Here is a 22279-nt window from a genome sequence, read left to right on the forward strand (position 1 = left end):
CATGCTTGAATTAACCGCCATTTCTAAATCGTTTTCTGATGTGCAGGTGCTCGAGAGCTTAAACCTGAGCGTGGCGCCGGGGAGCAGGACGGCGATTGTCGGGCCGTCCGGGTCGGGGAAAACCACGCTGCTGCGTATTCTTGCCGGGTTCGAAACGCCTGACACCGGGCGCATTGTCATGCAGGGGAGAACGCTGTTCGATGAAAACAGTTTTGTTCCCGCCCACCTGCGCCGGATTGGTTTTGTGCCTCAGGAGGGTGCGCTGTTCCCGCACCTCAATGTGGCAGACAACATCGCCTGGGGGCTGGACGGCACCCGCCACGAGAAACGCCAGCGCGTTGAGGCGCTGATGGAGATGGTTTCTCTGGACAGGCAGCTCGCAACGCACTGGCCCCACGAGATTTCCGGCGGACAGCAGCAGCGCGTGGCCCTTGCCCGTGCGCTGGCCCAGCGGCCTTCACTGATGCTGCTGGATGAACCGTTCTCGGCTCTGGATACCGGCCTGCGCGCCACGACGCGTAAGGCAACGGCCGATCTGCTGGCCGAAGCGGGCGTGGCCTCGATTCTGGTCACCCACGATCAGAACGAAGCGTTGTCCTTTGCCACGCAGGTTGCCGTCATGCGCTCCGGGCGCTTCACGCAGGTCGGTACGCCTTATGACGTTTACACCCGTCCCGTTGACGAAGAGACGGCGCTGTTTCTTGGCGATGCCGTGATCCTGCCTGCTCAGCTCGCTGCCGGGTATGCCGTGTGCGCGCTGGGTGAAGTGCCGACGGACAACGCGCATGCGACAGGACAGGGCAGGGTAATGATGCGCCCTGAACAATTACGCGTGACGGCATGTGCAGCGCATGAAAGTCCGATCTCGATTCTCGACGTGGACTTCACCGGCCAGCTGTCGACGCTCACCCTGGGATTGGCCGGACAGCAGCAGCCGGTGATTCTGAAGACCGTAAGCCAGCCAGGATGGAACCCGGGCACGGCGGTACGCGTTGATATTGCTGGCACCGCGCGGGTATTCGAATATTCTTAATATTCGTTAGTAATTTCATGCAACGGGTTGTTATAAAAGATTTTTCCCGAACGCATGGCAATTCCTGAGATTCTCTACCATGCTCATAAAACCTCACCACACTGCGTGAGTTTTTTCGTAGTTGCTGATTAATCTCAAGGAAAAAAGGTTATGAAAAAGACGATTGCTGTTTTGTTGGGAACTGCGTTTTTCTTTACGACTCATGCCTTCGCTGCTGAGCTTCTGACGAAGGAGGAGTTTAAGAAAGTTGAGTCGCAGTATCAGAAAATCGGTACGGTAAACACCTCAGGTGAAGTCTCTATCGATGACGCCAAAAAAGAACTGATCGAGAAAGCCGATAAGCAAGGCGCCGATGTCCTGGTGCTCACGTCAGGGAACACCAACAATAAAATTCACGGTACGGCCAATATCTACAAGAAAAAATAACGTCATTGCAGCCACCCCCGAAGCGGGGTGGCCGTTCCCCCTCTTATCTCGCCAAATCTCCTCATGAACGCGGTTACACTTGCTAATGCATGGATAATGCGTATAGTTCTCATTTGCATTGCATTCAACATATTCTAAGGCCCGACAACGGGTCATTTTTGCGCGCACTTTAAAATGAGTTAACGATGAACAACACCATCATGCACAAAACGCTGCTGGCGCTCGCCGTTGGCGCGGCGACACATTCCGCCATTGCGGCGGACGATCAAAAAGAGGACACCCTCGTTGTCCAGGCTAAACCTGCCAGCGATTTCAAACCCGGTGGCGACCAGCTGGTACCTGCCTTTCTTGACGGGCAGGTGGCGAACGGCGGGCGCATGGGGATGCTGGGCCAGCAGAACGCCATGGACGTGCCGTTCAACATCATCAGCTACACCTCGAAGCTGGTGGAAGATCAGCAGGCGAAAACCATTGCCGATGTCGTCGCGAACGACGCGGGGGTGCAGTTCGTTCAGGGGTTCGGCAACAGCGCGGAGACCTACCGCATCCGCGGCCTGAAGTTCGACGGCGACGACATGACATTTGGCGGTCTGTCCGGCGTGCTGCCGCGCCAGGTGGTGGATACCCAGATGGTTGACCGCATCGAGATCTTCAAAGGGGCCAACTCGCTGATGAACGGCGCGGCAAGCTCCGGCGTGGGCGGGATGATCAACCTTGAGCCAAAACACGCGGGCGAACTCCCGCAGGCCAAAGTCGGCGTAGACTACACCTCGGATTCCCAGATTGGAACTACGCTTGATGCGGGCCGTCGCTACGGCGACAGCGACCAGTTCGGCGCGCGGGTGAACCTGGTTCATCGCGAAGGGGAAACCGGCATACCGAATGACCGCCGCCGCACCACGCTGCTCTCTACGGGCCTGGATTACGCTGGCGACCGCTTCCGCACCTCGCTGGATCTGGGCTATCAGAAGAAAACCTTCCACGGCAGCCCGACCAGCGTCAATATTTCCGCGGTGGATTTCGTTCCCGAGCCGCCGAAAAACGATCGTAACTTCTCGCAGAAGTGGGCCTACAGCAATATCGAAAACGAATTTGGGATGTGGCGCAGCGAGTACGACATCACCGACGGCTGGACGGCCTATACCGGTCTTGGCGCGCAGCACGCGCACGAGGAAGGCATCTACAGCGCGCCGAAGCTGGTGGATAAAAGCGGCAAGGCAACGGTCAGCCGTCTTGATACCAACCGCATCAGTGATTCCGTCAGCGGCATGGCGGGCGTTCGCGGTAACTTCACTACGGGCTTCGTCTCGCACAAGGTCAACGTTGGCTATTCGGCGATGACCAAAAACGAAAAAATCGCGTGGAAAATGTCGGCGGCGAAGGATAATCCGACCACCAACATCTACCACAACACCGGCGTCGATATGCCGGACAGCACCAACCTGAACGGCTCTGGCGGGAAGTACAGCGATCCGCTGACCAGCGGGCGCACGCGTACCCAGGGCTGGCTGCTTAGCGATACGCTGGGCGTGCTGGACGACAAGCTGCTGTTCACCGCAGGCGCCCGCCATCAGAAAGTAGTCGTTCGCGGATATAACAAAGTTACCGGTGCGGAAAACGCGGCGGACGGCTTCGACGGCAGCCGCTGGATGCCCACCTACGGCGTGGTCTACAAGCCGTGGGAGGAGATTTCCCTCTATGCAAACCACACCGAAGCGCTGCAGCCGGGCAAAACTGCACCTAACACCGCCACCAACTACGGCCAGAGCACCGGTATCGTTCACTCTAAGCAGAACGAAGTGGGCGTGAAGGCGGACTTCGGCCGCGTGGGCGGATCGCTTGCGCTGTTTGAGATCAAAATGCCGTCGGCGATCCTCGACGACAGCGGCCATTACGGCCTGGATGCCGAGCAGCGAAACCGTGGCGTGGAGCTGAACGTCTTCGGTGAGCCCGCGCTGGGGATGCGCCTGAACGCCAGCGCCACCTGGCTGCAGGCCGAGCTGACCAAAACCAAAAATGGCGTGAATCAGGGTAACGATGCGATCGGGATTCCGAACTTTTACGCCGTGCTGGGTGCAGAGTACGATATCAAGCCGGTTGACGGCCTGACCGCCACCGCCCGCGTGAACCATTCCGGCGCGCAGTACGCTGACCTGGCAAACACCAAAAAGCTGGACAGCTACACCACGCTGGATCTGGGAGTGCGCTATCGCTTCGCGGTGAACCGCAATGAAAACCAGATGACGGTTCGCGCGGGCATCGACAACGTCACCAATGAAAACTACTGGGCCAGCGTGGACGATTCCGGTACCTATATTACGCAGGGCGAACCGCGCACCTTTAAGGTCTCGGTTGGCTACGCGTTTTAAGCGTTCCATCTCGTTATCCGGGGCAGGGATGCCCCAATCCCTTGCTACCTCCAGCATGAAGTGTTAAAACGTGCCCCTTCTAAAAATGAGACAGGGGTAGGACGTGAAAGACGCGTCATCCGCTTCAGGCCATGGTAGCGCTGAAGCCTCGTCGGATCAGAATCCGACGCTGCAACGTGGTTTGCAAAATCGACATATTCAGTTAATTGCCCTTGGCGGCGCGATCGGTACCGGGCTGTTTCTCGGCATCGGCCCCGCTATTCAGATGGCTGGTCCGGCGGTGCTGCTGGGTTACGGTATCGCCGGGATTATCGCCTTCCTGATCATGCGCCAGCTTGGCGAGATGGTTGTTGAAGAGCCGGTTTCAGGCTCCTTCGCGCACTTTGCTTATAAATACTGGGGCCCGTTTGCAGGCTTCCTCTCCGGCTGGAACTACTGGGTGATGTTCGTGCTGGTGGGGATGGCGGAGCTGACCGCCGCAGGCATTTACATGCAGTACTGGCTGCCGGACGTCCCGACGTGGATCTGGGCGGCGGCCTTCTTCATCATTATTAACGCCGTTAACCTCGTCAACGTGCGCCTGTATGGCGAAACCGAGTTCTGGTTTGCGCTGATCAAGGTGCTGGCGATTATCGGGATGATCGGCTTTGGCCTGTGGCTGCTGTTCTCCGGCCACGGCGGCGAGCGCGCCACGATCGACAACCTGTGGCAGCACGGCGGCTTCCTCGCCACCGGCTGGAAAGGGCTGATTCTCTCCCTGGCAGTGATCATGTTCTCCTTCGGTGGACTAGAGCTGATTGGCATTACCGCCGCGGAAGCGCGCGACCCGCATAAAAGCATTCCAAAAGCGGTCAACCAGGTGGTATACCGTATTCTGCTGTTCTACATCGGCTCGCTGGTGGTGCTGCTGGCGCTCTATCCGTGGGTGGAAGTGAAGTCCGACAGCAGCCCGTTCGTGATGATTTTCCACGATCTGAACAGCAACGTGGTGGCCTCGGCGCTGAACTTCGTCATTCTGGTTGCATCGCTTTCGGTCTATAACAGCGGCGTTTACTCCAACAGCCGCATGCTGTTCGGCCTCTCCGTACAGGGCAACGCGCCGAAGTTCCTCACCCGCGTCAGCCGTCGCGGCGTGCCGGTGAATTCCTTGTTCCTTTCTGGTGCTATCACCTCGCTGGTGGTGCTGATTAACTATCTGCTGCCGAAAGAGGCCTTTGGCCTGCTGATGGCGCTGGTTGTCGCTACGCTGCTGCTGAACTGGATCATGATTTGCCTGGCGCACCTGCGCTTTCGCGCCGCGATGCGCCGCAAGGGACGCGATACGCAGTTCAAAGCGCTGCTCTATCCGGCGGGGAACTATATCTGTATCGCTTTCCTGGGGCTGATTCTGGTGCTGATGTGCACCATGGATGAGATGCGCCTTTCGGCGATGCTGCTGCCGGTGTGGGTTATCTTCCTGTTTGTGGCGTTTAAGCTTTCCCGCAAAAAGTAGCGCGGTTTTCTCCCTCTCCCTGTGGGAGAGGGCCGGGGTGAGGGCACCAGACTGCACCTGCCTTCACGCCCGGCAACCCACCTTACCGATGCTGTAGGGTCAACGAGCGAATATCGTTTCCGGTCGGGGACTGGTGAATACGCAGCCCAAATTCATCCACCACCGCGAAAATATGGTCGAAGATGTCGGCCTGAATCTCCTCATATTCTGCCCAAACCACCGTGTTGGTGAAGGCGTATATTTCAATCGGCAAACCATTCGCATCAGGCGCTAGCTGGCGCACCATCAGCGTCATATCTTTGCGAATGCGCGGGTGGTTGCGCAGATATTCATTCAGGTAGGCGCGGAAGGTACCAATATTGGTCATCTTACGCAGGTTTAATACCGACTCCCCTTCACCGTTCTTCTGATTCCACAGACTAATTTCCTCATGTCGCGCGGCCAGATAGGGCTTCAGCAGCTTCGCCTGAATGAGTTTCTGCTGTTCCTGCTCGTCGAGAAAATGAATGCTGGTGGTATCAATATTCAGGCTGCGCTTAATGCGTCGCCCGCCGGAGGCCGACATGCCGCTCCAGTTGATAAAGGCGTCGGAGACCAGGGCCCACGTCGGAATGGTTGTAATCGTATTATCGAAGTTGCGTACTTTAACGGTGGTCAGACCGATGTCCGTCACCGTGCCGTTGGCACCGTATTTCGGCATCTCCAGCCAGTCGCCGAGCTTGAGCATATCGTTGGCGGAAAGCTGAATCCCCGCCACAAGTCCGAGTATCGGGTCTTTAAACACCAGCATCAGAACGGCGGCCATGGCGCCCAGACCGCTGATCAGAATCGCCGGGGACTGGCCGATCAGCAGAGAGATAATCAGTATTCCCACCAGGATGGCGCTCACCAGCTTGATGCCCTGGAAGATCCCCTTCAGCGGCAGCTGTGATGCGGTGGCCATTTTCTGCGACAGATTAAAAATCACGTCCAGCAGCGAGAAGAAGGAGAGCAGGGCATACACCATGACCCACAGCTTTGCGCAAGTTGTGAGAATTTCCGCCGCTTCGCTGCCTTTTTGCAGCCACAGTACCGCCTGAACGTTGACGATTATCCCCTGAAGGGTGAAGGCCAGACGGTGAAATAATTTATTCTGGGTAATGATCTGCAGCCACAAATGGCTGCTGGCCTGCGCGCGTTTTTCGAACGCGCGAAGCACCACTTTGTGCAGAATAAAATGAACGATGATGGCGGTAAGAAAAATAATACCAAAGATAATCACTAAAGAGGTGGTGTGATTAATTTCAATGCCTAACTCTTCAACCTGAGCAATTAATTCCTGCATAACGTCTCCTGTATTGATGCAGCCCCATAATGGCGGCTGCGGATCTATTATGCAAATTCACGGGCTTATTTGGTGGCCTGGCAGACCTTTACCACCGGCAGGCACAGGCGATGGCGGATGCGCAGCGTCGCCAGGGCAAGCACCACCATCATCGCCGTTTCCACCATCAGGAAGACGTTCACCGCCTGGGTGTAATCCCCGTGATGGTTCTGCAGCGCGTGCAGCAAAATCGCGCCGAAAATGGCCGGGCCAAGCCCCAGCGCGGCCTGCTGCAGCGTGCTGAGAATGGCGCTCGCGGCCCCCGCGTCGTCAGGCTGAATATCGCGCATCCCGATGCGGTAGAAGCTGTTCACGATCAGCGCCTGCCCGTAGCCGACCAGCCCGGTCGCGGGCGCCAGCGTCAGGGCGGTATTCTCCATTCCCCAGACGCGGAACGTGGCGATCAACGCCAGCAGGCCGGCAATCTGGATCGCCAGACCGGTCAGCAGAATGGTACTGGTGCTGTAGCGAGCAATCAGTCGCGGCGCGAACCACGCCGAAATAAAGTAGGTAACGCCCAGCGCGATAAAACTGTTTCCGGACTGCCACGGTGCCATCCCCAGACCGGTTTGCATGGTCAGCGCCATACAGAACATAAACCCGGACCAGACGCTGAAAAAGAGCATCGCAATCAGAATGCCAAAGCGAACGCTGCGAAGCTGCAGCAGGCGCGGCGGGATCAGCGGGTGGGCATTCTCACGCTCCTTTTTGCGCGCATTCAGCGCCGTCAGCCAGCCCAGCGGAATAATGGCGAGAAGCATAACCTTCAGCGGCCACGACCAATGCCACTGTGGGCCGAGCGCCATCGGGAACAGCAGGCAGCAAAGAATGATCGCCAGCAGCACGGTTCCGGTCCAGTCGATGCGTGACGGCGTCTCGCGACGGGTTTCGGGTACGAAATGGCGACTCAGCGCCAGCACCACCAGACAGATCGGCACGTTGATAAAGAAGGCGTTACGCCAGCCCAGCCCGGCGATATCCGCCGACACCAGCCAGCCGCCGCCCATCTGGCCGACGATAAACGCAATCCCGCCGATGCCGCCAAACAGGCTGATGGCCTTAGCGTGCGCCGTACCTTTCAGCGTCACGTGCAGCGTGGCAAGAATTTGCGGCACGATCAGTGCGGCTCCCGCCCCCTGAACGATGCGCGCGGCCAGCAGCTGTTCCATGTTCCCCGCCATCCCGCAGAGCAGCGAGGCCAGGCCAAAGCTCGCGACGCCCCACATGAACAGACGCCGACGGCCAAAGTTGTCCCCCAGCTTGCTGCCGAGCGCGAGGCAGACGGCGAAGGCCACGCCGTAGAGGGCGACAATCAGCTCCAGCTCGGTGGCGGTGGCGTTCAGCGAATGGGTGATGGCGTCCAGCGCGACGTTGGTGATTGAGGTATCAATCATCGGCAGCATCTGGCCGGTTAGCAGCAATATCAGGCCAGCGCGGCCCGGTGAAACAACTGACGTATTCATGGTAACTCCATTGCGTCATTCAACAGATGGTCGTAGCATCAACCATCTGATAAACGGGTACCAGTTCTTGCTTATACTGGTACTGGCACTACCATGCAGGGGGATTTATGGCCTTGATGTCTGAACCCGTCGTCTCACTTCAGGATGACACCCGAAAACAGCTGGGGGCATTTTTACGCGCGCGACGCGAAAGCCTCGATCCGCAGCGTCTCGGCCTGCCGCGCAGCGGTCGTCGCCGCACGCCGGGTCTGCGCCGGGAAGAGGTGGCGATGCTCGCTGACGTGGGCGTGACCTGGTACACCTGGCTGGAGCAGGGCAGGGACGTCAATCCGTCCAGCGCGGTGATGGCCGCTGTGGCAAAAGCGCTGCAGTGTACCCCGACTGAGGCCCGACACCTGTTTCTGTTAGCGGGGTTACCGCCGGGCGAAGCGCCGCAGGCGGTCTGCTGCGAGGGCATCAGCGAGGGCACACGCCGCCTGCTCGACACCCTGCTGCCGAAACCCGCCAGCATCCAGAAGCCCAATTTCGACATCGTGGCGTGGAACGACAGCTTCGGGCACCTGATGGGCGTCGATTTCAATGAAATCCCGCCGGAAGACCGTAACTGTATTTACCTGTTTCTCACCCACCCGGCGTGGCGCGCGCGTCTCGGCAGACGCGACGATGTGCTGCCGATATTCGTCTCCTATTTCCGCGCGGCGATGGCCGAACACCGGGGCGACCCGCTGTGGGAGGCCAAACTGGCGCGCTTCTTTGCGGTGTCCGAAGAGTTCAAAACCCTGTGGCACCAGCGCAACGACGTGCGCGGCGTGGAGAACCAGCTCAAACTGTTTACTCATCCCGAGCTGGGGGATTTTACGCTTCAGCAGATGTACTGGTACTCTGCGCCGCGAAACGGCTCGCGACTGCTGGTGTATCTGCCGGTGGATGAAGCCGGAGAGAGGGCGATGGAATGGCTGGCGGAGCAGGGGAAATAAGTTTTGCGAGGTGCTTTCAGGGAGTAAGAGCCGAGTCTGCTGAATGGATGAAACAGGTGTAAGTTGGGGTTTAACGTAAACCCCTCGAATGAATCGACATCATTTCGATGGGGTGTTAAGTCGTCTATACTCACGCCATGAGAAACCACCATGTCGCCACTGATGATTGATTCCGCAGATTTCAGCCAAAAATTAGGCCTTATCTCCCGAAACGTCGAACATACTGAAGCGTTTCTTGCGCGAGGCACGGTGGATTTTCACCTGCCCGGATTTATGCTGCCTGTGGGATATCGCCTGTTAAAATCGCTTTATGGCGATGAATATCGTCTCGTGACTACCGACGACGGAAAACCTTATACGGCGTATGCCGTTAAGTTGACGTTTCATAAAGAAATTACTTTTCCCCACGGGGCTGCGACACAGGTTATGGTCTGGCGTACGCCACGCGCGGTTCATCAGCGTGTCATCAGTGGTTTACCACAATCCTTCTTCCAGTGGGTGCTAAGCGAATACGACATTGTGGTTTCTGACAGCGAGCAAACCGGAGACGGGCAGCGGTTTTGGTTACGTATGATCGACTGGGCGTTCAGTATGAATTATCAGATAAGCGTGGCGGACGGTACGGTAGGCGAAGAGTGGCACTTAACACCGGTGAGTTCATACGCCGAGCTGGAAGAGCGCTGGATTGCGTTTGCCTGGGGATACGATCGCGATGTCCATCCACATCGCAGGTTAGTCATCAGTAAAGCGTAACGGGCCGCATTGCGCGGCCCGTTTTGTTCAGCACTCGGTTACAATCGTGCTCAGCGGCAGGCGAGACTTCGGCAGCGTGGCGTTGAAATCTTCCACGCTGTGGTGGCCAACCGGTACCACCACCAGGCTGGTAAAGCCTTTCTCTTTCAGGCCAAATTCTTCGTCGAGAATGGCGGCGTCGAAACCTTCAATCGGTACCGCGTCCAGACCCATCGCGCCTACGCCCAGCAGGAAATTACCGACGTTCAGGTAAACCTGCTTCGCCATCCACTGGTCGTCATCTTTCAGATCCACGCGGTGCATGTCGGCGAAATAGGTGCGGCCCTTGTGGTTTGCGGCTTTGGCTTCCGGCGTGTTGAAACGGCCATCGGCCTCTTCCTGATCCACGACGCGCTCCAGCCAGGCGTCATCCAGCGCGGTTTTCGCGCAGAACACTACCACGTGGGAAGCATCCAGCATTTTACGTTCGTTGAACACATAGGTGCCCGCGGCGGATTTTGCCACGCGCGCTTTTCCTTCCTCGGTGCTGGCTACAATGAAGTGCCACGGCTGGGAGTTGGTGCTGGACGGGCTGTACTGCAGCAGGGTTTTGATTTTCTCCGCTTCTTCTGCGGTCAGTTTTTTGGCTGGGTCGAACGCCTTGGTAGAGTGGCGTTTCAGGGCGACAGAAATGATATCCATAACAACTCCTGGTGATGAAATTCGCCCGCTCGCGGGCGCGAAAGGAAAGCAGATTACAGCGGGACGCGGAAAAAGATAAGTGCAATTCGAGCGCTTAATCTGTTCGTCTCAGACGAACAATCAGACCGGCCGGATCCACTTCTGGTCTTTTTTCGGCAGCTTATCGACCACCAGATTCCACGAATCCGCTATCAGGTCGGCGACCAGTTCAGGTGTGATGTCGTCAGTGCCGTAAAGCGAAATCCAGTGTTTTTTATTGAGGTGATAGCCCGGCTCAACGCCGCGATAAATTTGCTGATTTAACAAGGATTTTTCTGGGTCTGACTTGAGGCTGACGTGCGGTCGTCCACGTACGGTGGCCATCAGCATAAAAATTTTCCCGCCCACCTTAAACACGTCGTACTCGGGGCCGAACGGCCAGCAGTGTTCGGTGAACGGCAGCTCCAGCGCCACGCGTTTTGCATGCTCCTGCAATGCTTTACTGTCCATCGTTCTCTTCCTGGGCAAGCCCGCGCCACATCACCTCAAAGCCGAGCGCTTTAAAATCAACGGCACGGGAAGGGTCGCGAGTGGCAAATTCCATCGTAGATTCGGCCAGCGATAGGAAAAGCGCATCGCCAAACGTTTTAAATTCATCTGACATAAACACCTGACGCACCGAGCGGCGGCACAGCTCATGGAGTTCCGGGAACATCTCTTTCACCGCCTGTTCCGTTTCGGCGCTCAGCTTTTCACTGACGCCGATCTGGCGGATCGCCGCATGAGAAACGGGGTTACGAATACCCCAGTCCACGTAGCTGTTCCAGATATTGCGGGTATGTTCTTTGGGCAGCGTGATGGTGCGATCGAGGTTTGCCAGCATGGCCTGGCAGAGATCCTGCTTCAGGTGCAGATAGAGGGCATTCAGCAGATCGTCTTTAGTGGGAAAGTAGCGAGGGTCCCTTCGGCGACGCCCGCGTTACGGGCGATTAACGACGTTGAGGCGGCAATACCTGACTGTGCGAACGCCACCGTTGCGGCTTCCAGTAAGGCCTGTTTTTTATCTTCACTCTTCGGACGTGCCACTAAATTTTTCCCCCTGTCAATTATAAAAACCCTGATTGAAACACGTGCTTTGACACGCTGCAACGCGGAATGTCAAAGATCGAAAACGTCTTGACGACTTTATCATCATATCTATAATGAGTGCTTACTCACTCATAATCAAGTTTACCCCGCGCAAACTATCGGATGGGGCGCGTTTTCGGGTCTGGATATGAACAAACCTCTCTTCATCTGCGTGGTGTTAATCATGATTATTGCTTCAGCTGCGAGTTTACCGTTTGTACTGAATGCCGGATTCGGCCAGCCGCCGCAGGGTGAGCAGCTCACTGAAGTGGAGGCCTCTCCCCAGTATCGCGACGGGAAATTCCACAATACGCTGCCAACGCCGGGCTATAACGGCGACAAAAACATGCTGGTCGCGACGTGGGATTTTCTGACCAAAAAAACCGAAAACGCGCGCCCGGCCCAGCCGCTGCCGCTGGTGAAAACCGATCTTGCGAGCCTGCCGCTGGAGCAGGACACCCTGGTGTGGCTTGGTCACTCCTCCTGGTACCTGCAGCTCGCGGGCAAACGCATCCTGATTGACCCGGTGCTCAGCAACTATGCCGCGCCGTTCTCGTTTCTGAATAAAGCCTTTGCCGGGGAGTATCCGTGGCGCGCTGAAAGCATGCCGGAAATCGACCTGCTGATTATCTCGCACGATCACTACGATCATCTGGATTACGCCACCATCAGGGCGCTACTGCCGAAGGTGAAGCGCGTGGTGACGCCGCTGGGCGTGGGATCCCATCTTCGCTACTGGAGGATGAAGCCTGAGATTATTGCCGAGCGCGACTGGAACCAGTCGGTACGCATCAGCGATGAACTGACGGTGCACGTTCTGCCGGCGCGCCACTTCTCCGGGCGCGGCATCAAGCGCGATCGAACCCTGTGGGGCAGCTTTATGTTCGTCACGCCAGAGCAGAAGGTTTATTACAGCGGGGATTCCGGCTACGGCCCGCACTTTAAGGCCATCGGCGAGCAGTTTGATGGCGTGGATGTCGCCATCATGGAAAACGGCCAGTACGACCAGGACTGGAAGTACATCCACATGCTCCCGGAGGAAACGGCGCAGGCCTCGGTGGATCTGAACGCGAAAGCCGTGGTGCCCGGGCATAACGGACGCTTCGTGCTGGCGAAACATACGTGGAACGATCCGCTGATCCAGCTGGCTAAAGCCAGCAAGGATAAAAATTATCGGCTACTGACGCCGGCGCTGGGCGAGCCCGTCCGGGTGAATGACGCCACGCAAACCTTTCGCGCGTGGTGGGAATAATGTTTAAGCGAGAAGCAGAGGGGGACAGCAGCATGACCATTTCCGCTCAAGTCATCGACACTATCGTCGAATGGATCGACGACAATCTGCACCAGCCATTACGTATAGAAGAGATTGCCCGCCACGCGGGTTACTCGAAGTGGCACCTGCAGCGGCTGTTTATGCAGTACAAAGGGGAGAGTCTGGGGCGTTATATCCGTGAACGCAAGCTGCTGCTGGCGGCGCGCGATCTGCGTGAATCCGACGCCCGGGTGTACGACATCTGCCTGCGTTACGGGTTTGACTCGCAGCAGACGTTTACCCGTATCTTCACCCGCACGTTCAACCAGCCGCCTGGTGCGTACCGCAAGGAGAACCACAGTCGGACGCATTGAACGCAAACCAAAACAAGCCGGGTCAGGCGAAGTCGCCACCCGGCTTTTTTATTGGCTTACGACGCCAGTGAAAACCAGCGGCGCCAGACGAAACGCAGGACGAAGAATTCGATGGCACCCAGCAGTAAAAACCACACGCAGAACAGAATGGTGTAAAGCTGGTTCAGATCGACCATATGAAAGGTCTGAACCAGCTTCTGCGCCAGCACCAGACCCAGCGACGGCGCGGGTAACAGCAGGCAGGAGAGCAGGGCCAGCAATAAAATGCCGCCTGCCGTAAGCAGCGATTCTAACGGGTGTTTCATCGTAATGTTAATCGTCAGTTAAAAATGTCATTGTCCGGCATCCCGGAACGTAAAGCAATATAAACCCGCCCATCCGATTTCGGAAAAATAAACACCGTTATCTGCGCGTTAATCGTAGAAATAAAATAATATTCTGCAGGCAATTAAATTAATATCGTGTTGTGTCAATAAATGTCTGCGTTAAGAAAATAATTTTACAAATGTATAAGTGCTATAACCAATTAACGTGGCAATAACAATGGCTGCGATAATGTATAACGCCAGGCGACGCCCGCGATAAATACCAAACATGGATCCTCCTCGTTTAGATTTGGTTTAGAAATATTTTGTAAAAATTGGCTCATCAAAATAGTTTTAAGCAGTTTTGAATAACCGAGAAGTCATTATATTGCGGTAGATCAATTTTACCCGCAAGACTTTAAAATGAATTTATTTATGCCCGAAAGGAATTCAGGCTTCTTTTCACCGGATATTGAAGGAAAAATACGATGACCGAGAAAAAATTATCCCCAAACGTGCCGCCTTCCGGCGGGCTGGCATATCAGCAGACCACAGAGCAGGTGCTTGCTCACATGAAGAGCCAGGCCAGCGGTCTGGACCGTGCAGAGGCGCAGGCGCGTCTGCAAAAACATGGCCCCAATGCGCTGCCGGAGAAAAAAGGCAAGCCTGCCTGGCTGCGTTTTTTGGCCCATTTTAATGATGTCCTGATTTATGTCCTGCTGGCCGCCGCCGTATTAACGGCAATCATGGGCCACTGGGTTGATACGCTGGTTATTCTGGGCGTGGCGGTAATCAATGCTTTAATTGGTCATATCCAGGAAAGCAACGCGGAAAAATCCCTGAAGAGTATTCGCAATATGCTCTCCAGCGAGGCGCGCGTTATTCGTAACGGCAACCACGAAACGATACCCACAACTGAAATAGTCCCGGGCGATATTATTGTATTACGCGCGGGAGATCGTATTCCGGCGGATATGCGTTTAATCGAAGCGCATAATTTACGCGTGGAAGAGGCGATTCTGACCGGTGAATCCACCGTGGTGGATAAACACGTTAATCCGCTGAGCGGTGAACTGCCGCTGGGCGATCGGACCAATATGGTCTTCTCCGGGACGACCGTAAGCGCGGGCGGCGGCGTAGGCGTGGTCACCGCGACCGGTAAGGATACGGAGCTTGGCCATATCAACCAGATGATGGCGGGCATCGAAAAGCACCGCACGCCGCTGCTGGTGCAGATGGACAAGCTGGGTAAAGCGATCTTCGCCATTATCCTGGCGATGATGGCCGCGCTGTTTGTCTTCAGCCTGGCGTTCCGCGAGATCCCGATGGGCGAGCTGCTGCTCTCCCTGATTAGCCTGGCGGTGGCCTCCGTGCCGGAAGGCCTGCCGGCGATTATCTCCATCATCCTCTCCCTGGGCGTGCAGGCGATGGCGCGCAAGCGGGCAATTATCCGCAAGCTGCCGACGGTTGAAACCCTGGGCGCGATGACCGTGGTCTGCTCGGATAAAACCGGCACCCTGACCATGAACGAGATGACGGTCAAAGCCATTATCACCGCTGACGCCTGCTACCGCGTGGACGGCAACAGCTACGAGCCGGTAGGCAATATCTACCTGGAAGGCAGCGACGAGCCGGTCCACATCCAGCCGGGCACCGTGCTGGAGCAGTACCTGCGCACCATCGACCTGTGTAACGACAGCCAGCTGATTCAGGACGAGCGCGGCCTGTGGGGCATCACCGGTGGTCCGACCGAGGGCGCGCTGAAGGTGCTGGCGGCGAAGGCCAGCCTTGAGCCGGTCATGACCACGCTGGTTAACAAGATCCCGTTCGACTCGCAGTATAAGTACATGAGCACCCACTATCAGATTGGCGGTGAGGAGCAGATCCTGATCACCGGCGCGCCGGACGTGATTTTCTCCCTGTGCACCGAGCAGCAGACCCGCAACGGCGTGGAAGCCTTCAACCGCGCGTACTGGGAAAGCGAGATGGAGCGCTATGCGCGTCAGGGGCTGCGCATGGTCGCCGCGGCGTTCAAGCCGGCGAACGGTGAGCAGGAACTGACGCACGACGACCTGAGCCACGGCCTGATCTTCCTCGGTATCGCCGGGATGATGGATCCGCCGCGTCCGGAAGCCATTGATGCGATTAACGCCTGCCAGCAGGCGGGGATCCGCGTGAAGATGATCACCGGGGATCACCCGCAGACGGCGATGAGCATCGGCCAGATGCTGGGGATCACCAACAGCGAGCAGGCGGTCACCGGCTACGAGCTGGAGAAAATGGACGACGCCGCGCTGGCGGAAGCGGCGGTGAAGTATGACATCTTCGCCCGTACCAGCCCGGAGCATAAGCTGCGCCTGGTGAAAGCGCTGCAGGACAAGGGCGAAATCGTCGGCATGACCGGTGACGGCGTGAACGATGCCCCGGCGCTGCGTCAGGCTGACGTCGGCATCGCGATGGGCATCAAGGGCACGGAAGTGACCAAAGAGGCGGCGGACATGGTCCTGACGGACGATAACTTCGCCACCATCGCCAGCGCGGTGAAAGAGGGGCGTCGCGTTTACGACAACCTGAAGAAGACCATCCTGTTCATCATGCCGACCAACCTCGCGCAGGGTCTGCTGATTGTGATTGCGCTGCTGGCGGGGAACATCATTCCGCTGACGCCGGTGCTGATTCTGTGGATGAACATGGCCACCTCCGCCACGCTCTCCTTCGGCCTGGCCTTTGAGGCCGCGGAGCGCAACATCATGCGCCGTCCGCCGCGTCAGACCGGGCAGCACGTGATGGACGCCTACGCCGTGTGGCGCGTGGCCTTCGTCGGCACCATGATTGCCATCGCCGCCTTTGCGCTGGAAGCCTGGCTGGCCCCGCGCGGCCACAGCGCGGAGTTCATCCGCACCGTGCTGCTGCAGATGCTGGTCTGCGCCCAGTGGGTGTACATGATTAACTGCCGCAACACCGAAGGGTTCTCCCTGAACCGCGGCCTGCTGGCGAACAAAGGGATCTGGCTGGTGACGGGCGTGCTGTTCCTGCTCCAGGCGGCGATTATCTACCTGCCGTTTATGCAGATGTTGTTCGGCACCGAAGCCCTGCCGCTGCGCTACTGGTTTGTGACTCTGGCGGTGGCGGGCGTAATGTTCTTCGTCGTCGAAGTCGAGAAGCGACTGACCCGCAGGTTCCGTCAGGCTGCATAACCTTTTGCCCTCACCCTAACCCTCTCCCACAGGGAGAGGGGACTCTGACCTCCCTCTCCCTGTGGGAGAGGGCCGGGTGAGGGGAGAAACAACGCTGAGGTACTCCCATGAAACTCCCACTCCTGTTCGCACTTCTCGCCTGCACCCTGCAACCCGTATTCGCCGCCGCCATCCCCGTTCGCGTCGCCACCGTGGAGCAGACCGCCCACGCCGCCGAGCGCCAGATCCCTGGCCGCATCGAAGCCATCCACACCGTTGAGCTGCGCGCGCGTACCGAAGGCGCGATCGCCAAAATCCACTTCCGCGACGGGCAGTACGTGAAAAAAGGCGACCTGCTGTTCGAGCTGGACGACGCCGAGCCGCGCGCCGCCCTGCGCCTGGCGCAGGCCGAGGTAAGAAGCGCCGAAGCCACGCTGCGCCAGGCGCAGCAGCAGCTTTCCCGCTTTGAAAGCCTGGGCAGCAGCAACGCCATCAGCCGTCACGACGTGGACAACGCCCGCATGCAGCGGGACGTGGCGAGCGCCGCGCTGGAGCAGGCAAAAGCCCGGCTCGAAACCCGTAATGTCACTCTGAACTACACCCGCATCACCTCGCCGATCGACGGTCGCGTGGGGCACAGCCGGTTCCACGTCGGCAGCCTGGTCAACCCTGCCAGCGGCGTGCTGGTGGAGGTGGTGCAGCTCGATCCCATTCGCATCGCCTTTGCTCTGGAAGAGGGCGCATTTGCCACCAAAGCCGGACAGCATGCGGATATCAGCGCCATGAAGCAGGCCTGGCAGGCGTTCATTGACAGCAACGGCCAGCGCGTCAGCGGCGAGCTCACCTCAGTGGACAACCGCATCGATCCGCGCACCGCCAGCGTGATGCTGCGCGCCGAGTTTGCCAACCCGCGCCATCAGCTGTTGCCCGGCGGCAGCGTGAACGTGACGCTGCGCCCGGCCAGCGAGCTGTCGGTTCTGACCCTACCCGCGGCGGCGGTCCAGCAGAACGGCGACGGGTTCTTTGCCTGGGTGGTTAACGCCGACGGAAAAGCCGAAATGCGGCCGCTGAAGATCGCCGGACAGATCGGCCAGCAGTTCCGGATCACCTCCGGCGTGAAGTCCGGTGAGCGAGCGATTACTGACGGCGCGCAGCGCGTGCAGCCAGGCGCTGCCGTCCAGATACTGAATTAAGGAGCCATCATGCTGACGTTTTTCATCAAACGCCCGCGCTTCGCGATGGTGATTGCGCTGGTCATCTCCCTGGTGGGGGCCATTGCGCTGAGGATTATCCCGGTGGAGCAGTACCCGCAGATCGCGCCGCCGGTGGTGAATGTGTCTGCCAGCTGGCCGGGCGCCAGCTCGGCTGACGTGGCGGAGGCTATCGCCACGCCGCTGGAGACCCAGCTGAACGGCGTGGATCACATGCTCTACATGGAGTCCACCAGCTCGGACGAAGGCTCGTACAGCCTGAACATTACCTTTGCGGCGGGCACCGATCCGGACCTCGCCGCCATCGACGTGCAAAACCGCGTGGCGCAGGCCGTGGCGCAGCTCCCGACCGAAGCGCAGCAAAACGGCGTGCAGGTGCGCAAGCGCGCCACCAACCTGATGATGGGGGTAAGTCTTTACTCACCGAACAACATCCATACGCCGCTGTTCGTCAGCAACTACGCCAGCACCCAGGTGCGCGAGGCGCTGTCCCGCCTGCCGGGCGTAGGGCAGGTGCAGATGTTTGGCGCGCGCGACTACAGTATGCGCATCTGGCTGCGTCCGGACCGCATGAACGCCCTGAACGTCACTACCGACGACGTGGCGCAGGCGCTGCGCGAGCAGAACGTGCAGGGGGCGGCAGGCCAGGTCGGCACGCCGCCGGTGTTTAACGGCCAGCAGCAGACTCTGACCATCAACGGGCTGGGACGCTTAAGCCAGGCCGAAGACTTTGCCGATATCATCATCCGCGCGGGCGAGATGGGCCAGCTGGTGCGTCTGAAGGACGTCGCAACCATCGAGCTCGGCTCGCGAAGCTACAGCTCCGGCGCGCAGCTGAACGGGCACGACTCCGCCTATCTCGGCATCTACCCGACGCCGTCCGCCAACGCCCTGCGCGTGGCCGACGCGGTGCGCGCGGAGCTGGAACGCCTCTCGACGCGCTTCCCGGACGACCTGGTCTACGAGGTGAAATTCGACACCACCTCATTTGTTGCGGCCACGATTAAAGAGATCGGCGTCTCGCTGGCGCTCACCCTACTGGCGGTTGTGGTGGTCGTTTCCCTGTTCCTGCAAAGCTGGCGCGCGACGCTGATTGTCGCGCTCGCCATTCCGGTATCGCTGGTGGGCACCTTCGCTGTGCTCTACACGCTCGGCTACTCCGCCAACACCCTCAGCCTGTTTGCCATTATTCTGGCGCTGACCATGGTGGTGGATGACGCCATCGTGGTGGTGGAGAGCGTCGAAACGCTGATGGCGGAAGGGCAGAGCCGCACGGCGGCGACCGCGCTGGCGCTGCGCCAGATCGCCGGGCCGGTCATCGCCACGACGCTGGTGCTGCTGGCGGTGTTTGTGCCGGTAGCGCTCCTGCCGGGGATCGTCGGCGAGCTGTACCGCCAGTTTGCGGTGACGCTCTCGACGGCCGTGACGCTCTCAAGCCTGGTGGCGCTGACCCTGACGCCCGCCCTGTGCGCGATGCTGCTGCGTCCGCGCCCGGCGCAGCCCGCGGCGATTTTCCGTGGGTTCAACCGGGGGCTGGAGGCCACGCGTGGCGTCTACACCCGCATCGTGACTATCTTCAACCTTCGCCCGTGGCTGGCGCTGCTGGCCACCGCAGGCGCGGCGGTCGTGGTGGCGTTCAGCTTTACGTCGATGCCTAAAAGCTTCCTGCCGCAGGAGGATCAGGGCTACTTCTTTGCCAGCGTTCAGCTGCCGGAGGCGGCCTCGCTGGAGCGCACCGAAGCGGTGATGAACACGGCACGCGAACTCATCGCTAAAAATCCGGCGGTTGAAGACGTGATTCAGGTCTCCGGATTTAACATTCTCAACGGCACCAGCGCCTCCAACGGCGGGTTTATCTCCATCATGCTCAAAGACTGGAGCGAGCGTCCGCCGCTGGATGAGGTGATGGGTACCCTGCAGCGCCAGCTGCTGGCCCTGCCGGAAGCGACCATCATGACCTTCGCGCCGCCGACGCTGCCGGGGCTGGGCAACGCCTCCGGCTTCGACCTGCGCATACAGGCGCAGGCGGGGCAGAGCCCGGCAGAGCTGGAGCGCGTGACGCGTGAAGTGCTGGCGAAAGCCAGCCAGCATCCGCAGCTGAGTCGCGTGTTCACCACCTGGAGCAGCAACGTGCCGCAGCTGACGCTGACCGTTGACCGCGAGCGCGCCGCGCGCCTCGACGTGCCGGTGTCGCGCATCTTCAGCAGCCTGCAAACCGCCTTTGGCGGCACGCGCGCCGGGGATTTCAGCGTCAACAACCGCGTCTACCACGTAGTGATGCAGAACGAGATGCAGTGGCGCGAGCGCGCCGAGCAGATCGGCGAGCTGTTCGTGCGCAGCAACAGCGGCGAGCGGGTGCGCCTGAGCAACCTCGTCACCATTACGCCGACCGTCGGCGCGCCGTTCCTGCAGCAGTACAACCAGTTCCCGTCCGTGTCGGTGAGCGGTTCGGCGGCGGAAGGAGTGAGCAGCAGCACCGCGATGGCGGCGATGGGCGAGATTCTGGCGGAAAACTTGCCAGCCGGGTACGACTATGCCTGGAGCGGCATGTCGTATCAGGAGCAGCAGACCGGCAATCAGGCGATGTGGATCGTGCTGGCGGCGGTGGTGATGGCGTGGCTGTTCCTCGTTGCCCAGTACGAGAGCTGGACGCTCCCGGCGAGCGTGATGCTCTCGGTGCTTTTCGCCATCGGCGGGGCGCTGGTCTGGCTGTGGTTGGCGGGCTACGCCAACGACGTGTACGTGCAGATTGGTCTGGTGCTGTTGATAGCCCTTGCCGCCAAGAACGCGATCCTGATCGTGGAGTTCGCCCGCGCGCGGCGCATGGACGGAATGGCGATTGTCGATGCCGCGCGGGAAGGGGCATCGCGCCGCTTCCGCGCGGTGATGATGACCGCCGTGTCGTTCATTATCGGCGTATTGCCCATGATGCTGGCGACCGGGGCGGGTGCCCAGAGCCGCCGCATCATCGGCACCACGGTGTTCAGCGGCATGCTGGTGGCGACCGTGGTGGGGATTGTGTTTATCCCCGCGCTGTTCGTGCTGTTCCAGCGCCTGCGCGAGTGGGGCCACGGACTTACGGACTCGTCGCCCACAGCTCGCAGTGCTTCTGAACCAGAGAAATCAGCGAGCCACCGTCGGCGATAAACTCCCGCATGCGCTGCGCCTCGCTCTTGCCCTGCTTTAACAGCAGGGCAATTTCATTGATTGCGCTCGTTGCGCCGAGCTTCTCGGCCGACGGCGCAACCTGCTCCAGCAGCCACGCAATGTCTTCCGCCACGGTTTTGTGCTCGCCGGTGTGCACGTCCGTCAGGATCCCCTCCAGCCCGTAGCGACAGGCCTGAAAACGGTTAAAGCGGTACAGCAGAAAATCTTTTTCCTGATGCTTATAGGGCCGCGCGGTCAGCAGCCAGTGCGAGGTCGCCTGGATAAGCCCGGCGATGTTAATCGCGTGGCCGAGCGTCAGCGGCGTATCCATCACTCGCACCTCGACGGTGCCGAAGTGCGGGCTGGGGCGGATGTCCCAGTGCAGATCCTTAATGCTGTCGATCATGCTGGTGGAACTCAGGCGGCGGAACAGCCCCTCGAACTCTTGCCAGCTGTTGACCCACGGCATCTGGCCGTTATCCGGAAATCCCGAGAAGATGTTGAGCCGCGACGAGGAGAACTTCGTGTCCGTGCCCTGCATATACGGCGAGGCGGCCGCCAGGGCGATAAAGTGCGGCACGAAGCGCGACAGGCCGTGCAGCAGGTAAATTGCGTCGTCCCCGGTCCGGCAGCCGACGTGCACGTGCTGGCCGAATACCGTCGCCTGCAAAATCAGGTAGCCAAAGCGCTCCAGCGTGACGTTATAGCGCTCGTCGTCGCACACCTCCTGACGCTGCCACTTCTGGAACGGGTGCGTCCCGCCGCCGCAGATCTGGATATGCTGCTCCGCCGCCGCGCGCAGGATGCTCTGCTGCATCACCGAGAACTGCGCCGCCGCCTGGTCGATGTTCTGGCATACGCCGGTGGCGATTTCGAGCATGCTTTCGGTGATGTCGTGTTTGACCTCGCCGCCTTTGATGTCGTCTTTGACGGCGGCGATAAGCGCGGAGGAGTCCTGGCTCAGATCGTAGCCCGGCGGGTTAACCACCTGCAGTTCGAGTTCGATGCCGAGGGTGAAGGGTTCAGAGGACTTGAAATCGGGTAAAGGCATGGCGCACTCCGTTGTCTGTTGTGTGTTGAGTATAGACAACGACGTGGCGCTCACTTTTCAGGATGGTATAACTGTTAGCAGGCTTAGCGAAAAGGGGAG

The 22279-nt window shown here is 59.0% G+C and carries 17 protein-coding genes and 1 pseudogene; 11 read left to right on the top strand and 7 right to left on the bottom strand.

Annotated elements, in window-relative coordinates; genetic code table 11:
• The first annotated feature begins 1 nt into the window (after position 1).
• The 4 genes from WM95_RS06230 to pheP all read left to right on the top strand — a co-directional run bounded on the left by WM95_RS06230 (position 2) and on the right by pheP (position 5320).
• Positions 2-1033, top strand: a complete 1032-nt coding sequence (locus WM95_RS06230; protein WP_063409725.1) for an ABC transporter ATP-binding protein — start codon at positions 2-4, stop codon at positions 1031-1033.
• A 150-nt stretch (positions 1034-1183) separates the two neighbouring features.
• On the top strand, positions 1184-1459 hold the full coding sequence (yahO, locus tag WM95_RS06235; protein WP_025759522.1) for a DUF1471 family periplasmic protein YahO: 276 nt from the start codon (positions 1184-1186) through the stop codon (positions 1457-1459).
• 185 nt (positions 1460-1644) lie between these two features.
• The gene (locus WM95_RS06240; RefSeq protein ID WP_063409724.1) at positions 1645-3828 is read left to right on the top strand and encodes a TonB-dependent receptor; all 2184 of its coding nucleotides are present in this window, start codon (positions 1645-1647) and stop codon (positions 3826-3828) included.
• A 103-nt stretch (positions 3829-3931) separates the two neighbouring features.
• Positions 3932-5320, top strand: coding sequence for a phenylalanine transporter (pheP, locus tag WM95_RS06245; protein WP_045400812.1), 1389 nt, complete (start codon positions 3932-3934; stop codon positions 5318-5320).
• A gap of 82 nt (positions 5321-5402) precedes the next feature.
• Here pheP and WM95_RS06250 read toward each other — a convergent pair whose 3' ends face one another.
• Both WM95_RS06250 and WM95_RS06255 read right to left on the bottom strand, forming a co-directional pair.
• Positions 5403-6644 (bottom strand): mechanosensitive ion channel family protein, encoded by a 1242-nt coding sequence (locus WM95_RS06250; RefSeq protein WP_033144837.1) that lies wholly within the window; start codon positions 6642-6644, stop codon positions 5403-5405.
• A gap of 65 nt (positions 6645-6709) precedes the next feature.
• Positions 6710-8146: an MFS transporter gene (locus tag WM95_RS06255; RefSeq protein ID WP_063408948.1), complete on the bottom strand. Its 1437-nt coding sequence runs from the start codon at positions 8144-8146 to the stop codon at positions 6710-6712.
• 107 nt (positions 8147-8253) lie between these two features.
• Here WM95_RS06255 and WM95_RS06260 point away from each other — a divergent pair, with 107 nt between their 5' ends.
• On the top strand, positions 8254-9123 hold the full coding sequence (locus tag WM95_RS06260) for a helix-turn-helix transcriptional regulator (protein ID WP_063408947.1): 870 nt from the start codon (positions 8254-8256) through the stop codon (positions 9121-9123).
• 150 nt (positions 9124-9273) lie between these two features.
• Positions 9274-9876, top strand: coding sequence for a hypothetical protein (locus tag WM95_RS06265; protein WP_059446531.1), 603 nt, complete (start codon positions 9274-9276; stop codon positions 9874-9876).
• A 27-nt stretch (positions 9877-9903) separates the two neighbouring features.
• Here the strand turns inward: WM95_RS06265 and nfsB are convergent, their stop codons facing one another.
• From nfsB to WM95_RS06280, 3 genes and pseudogenes are all read right to left on the bottom strand, one after another.
• Positions 9904-10557: an oxygen-insensitive NAD(P)H nitroreductase gene (nfsB, locus tag WM95_RS06270; RefSeq protein ID WP_023310661.1), complete on the bottom strand. Its 654-nt coding sequence runs from the start codon at positions 10555-10557 to the stop codon at positions 9904-9906.
• Between the two features lie 120 nt (positions 10558-10677).
• Positions 10678-11046 carry an MmcQ/YjbR family DNA-binding protein gene (locus WM95_RS06275; protein WP_023310662.1) on the bottom strand — a complete coding sequence of 123 codons (369 nt, stop codon included), beginning with the start codon at positions 11044-11046 and terminating at the stop codon, positions 10678-10680.
• A pseudogene (locus tag WM95_RS06280) lies at positions 11036-11622 on the bottom strand (TetR/AcrR family transcriptional regulator). Before WM95_RS06280 ends, WM95_RS06275 begins: the two are co-directional and overlap by 11 nt.
• A 190-nt stretch (positions 11623-11812) precedes the next feature.
• Between WM95_RS06280 and WM95_RS06285 the strand changes: the two are divergent.
• Positions 11813-12916 carry an MBL fold metallo-hydrolase gene (locus WM95_RS06285; protein ID WP_063408946.1) on the top strand — a complete coding sequence of 368 codons (1104 nt, stop codon included), beginning with the start codon at positions 11813-11815 and terminating at the stop codon, positions 12914-12916.
• Between the two features lie 32 nt (positions 12917-12948).
• Positions 12949-13290, top strand: a complete 342-nt coding sequence (locus WM95_RS06290; protein ID WP_047650664.1) for a RamA family antibiotic efflux transcriptional regulator — start codon at positions 12949-12951, stop codon at positions 13288-13290.
• 56 nt (positions 13291-13346) lie between these two features.
• Here WM95_RS06290 and WM95_RS06295 read toward each other — a convergent pair whose 3' ends face one another.
• The gene (locus WM95_RS06295) at positions 13347-13595 is read right to left on the bottom strand and encodes a DUF1158 domain-containing protein (RefSeq protein ID WP_013097677.1); all 249 of its coding nucleotides are present in this window, start codon (positions 13593-13595) and stop codon (positions 13347-13349) included.
• Between the two features lie 488 nt (positions 13596-14083).
• On the opposite strand from WM95_RS06295, the gene WM95_RS06300 reads away from it, so the two are divergent.
• The 3 genes from WM95_RS06300 (at position 14084) to WM95_RS06310 (ending at position 21129) form a co-directional block, all read left to right on the top strand.
• Positions 14084-16792, top strand: a complete 2709-nt coding sequence (locus tag WM95_RS06300) for a cation-transporting P-type ATPase (protein ID WP_063408945.1) — start codon at positions 14084-14086, stop codon at positions 16790-16792.
• 107 nt (positions 16793-16899) lie between these two features.
• Positions 16900-17964, top strand: a complete 1065-nt coding sequence (locus WM95_RS06305; protein WP_063408944.1) for an efflux RND transporter periplasmic adaptor subunit — start codon at positions 16900-16902, stop codon at positions 17962-17964.
• Between the two features lie 9 nt (positions 17965-17973).
• Complete coding sequence (locus WM95_RS06310) at positions 17974-21129, top strand: efflux RND transporter permease subunit (protein WP_063408943.1); 3156 nt, start codon at positions 17974-17976, stop codon at positions 21127-21129.
• Here the strand turns inward: WM95_RS06310 and WM95_RS06315 are convergent.
• Entirely contained in the window at positions 21059-22180 is a 1122-nt protein-coding gene (locus tag WM95_RS06315) for a YbdK family carboxylate-amine ligase (protein ID WP_029741715.1), read from the bottom strand. The genes WM95_RS06310 and WM95_RS06315 overlap by 71 nt on opposite strands.
• Between the last annotated feature and the right edge of the window lie 99 nt (positions 22181-22279).

Origin of the sequence: Enterobacter cloacae complex sp. ECNIH7 (assembly GCF_002208095.1) — a bacterium.
Taxonomy (GTDB): domain Bacteria; phylum Pseudomonadota; class Gammaproteobacteria; order Enterobacterales; family Enterobacteriaceae; genus Enterobacter; species Enterobacter cloacae_M.

Excerpts from the sequence above, each read along its gene's own strand:
- WM95_RS06290 (WP_047650664.1), top strand. The coding sequence starts at position 12,949 with ATGACCATTTCCGCTCAAGTCATCGACACTATCGTCGAATGGATCGAC.
- WM95_RS06260 (WP_063408947.1), top strand. The coding sequence starts at position 8,254 with ATGGCCTTGATGTCTGAACCCGTCGTCTCACTTCAGGATGACACCCGA.
- yahO (WP_025759522.1), top strand. The coding sequence starts at position 1,184 with ATGAAAAAGACGATTGCTGTTTTGTTGGGAACTGCGTTTTTCTTTACG.
- WM95_RS06285 (WP_063408946.1), top strand. The coding sequence starts at position 11,813 with ATGAACAAACCTCTCTTCATCTGCGTGGTGTTAATCATGATTATTGCT.
- WM95_RS06315 (WP_029741715.1), bottom strand. The coding sequence starts at position 22,180 with ATGCCTTTACCCGATTTCAAGTCCTCTGAACCCTTCACCCTCGGCATC.
- nfsB (WP_023310661.1), bottom strand. The coding sequence starts at position 10,557 with ATGGATATCATTTCTGTCGCCCTGAAACGCCACTCTACCAAGGCGTTC.
- WM95_RS06230 (WP_063409725.1), top strand. The coding sequence starts at position 2 with ATGCTTGAATTAACCGCCATTTCTAAATCGTTTTCTGATGTGCAGGTG.
- WM95_RS06305 (WP_063408944.1), top strand. The coding sequence starts at position 16,900 with ATGAAACTCCCACTCCTGTTCGCACTTCTCGCCTGCACCCTGCAACCC.
- WM95_RS06310 (WP_063408943.1), top strand. The coding sequence starts at position 17,974 with ATGCTGACGTTTTTCATCAAACGCCCGCGCTTCGCGATGGTGATTGCG.
- WM95_RS06255 (WP_063408948.1), bottom strand. The coding sequence starts at position 8,146 with ATGAATACGTCAGTTGTTTCACCGGGCCGCGCTGGCCTGATATTGCTG.
- WM95_RS06265 (WP_059446531.1), top strand. The coding sequence starts at position 9,274 with ATGTCGCCACTGATGATTGATTCCGCAGATTTCAGCCAAAAATTAGGC.
- WM95_RS06275 (WP_023310662.1), bottom strand. The coding sequence starts at position 11,046 with ATGGACAGTAAAGCATTGCAGGAGCATGCAAAACGCGTGGCGCTGGAG.
- WM95_RS06300 (WP_063408945.1), top strand. The coding sequence starts at position 14,084 with ATGACCGAGAAAAAATTATCCCCAAACGTGCCGCCTTCCGGCGGGCTG.
- WM95_RS06250 (WP_033144837.1), bottom strand. The coding sequence starts at position 6,644 with ATGCAGGAATTAATTGCTCAGGTTGAAGAGTTAGGCATTGAAATTAAT.
- WM95_RS06240 (WP_063409724.1), top strand. The coding sequence starts at position 1,645 with ATGAACAACACCATCATGCACAAAACGCTGCTGGCGCTCGCCGTTGGC.
- WM95_RS06295 (WP_013097677.1), bottom strand. The coding sequence starts at position 13,595 with ATGAAACACCCGTTAGAATCGCTGCTTACGGCAGGCGGCATTTTATTG.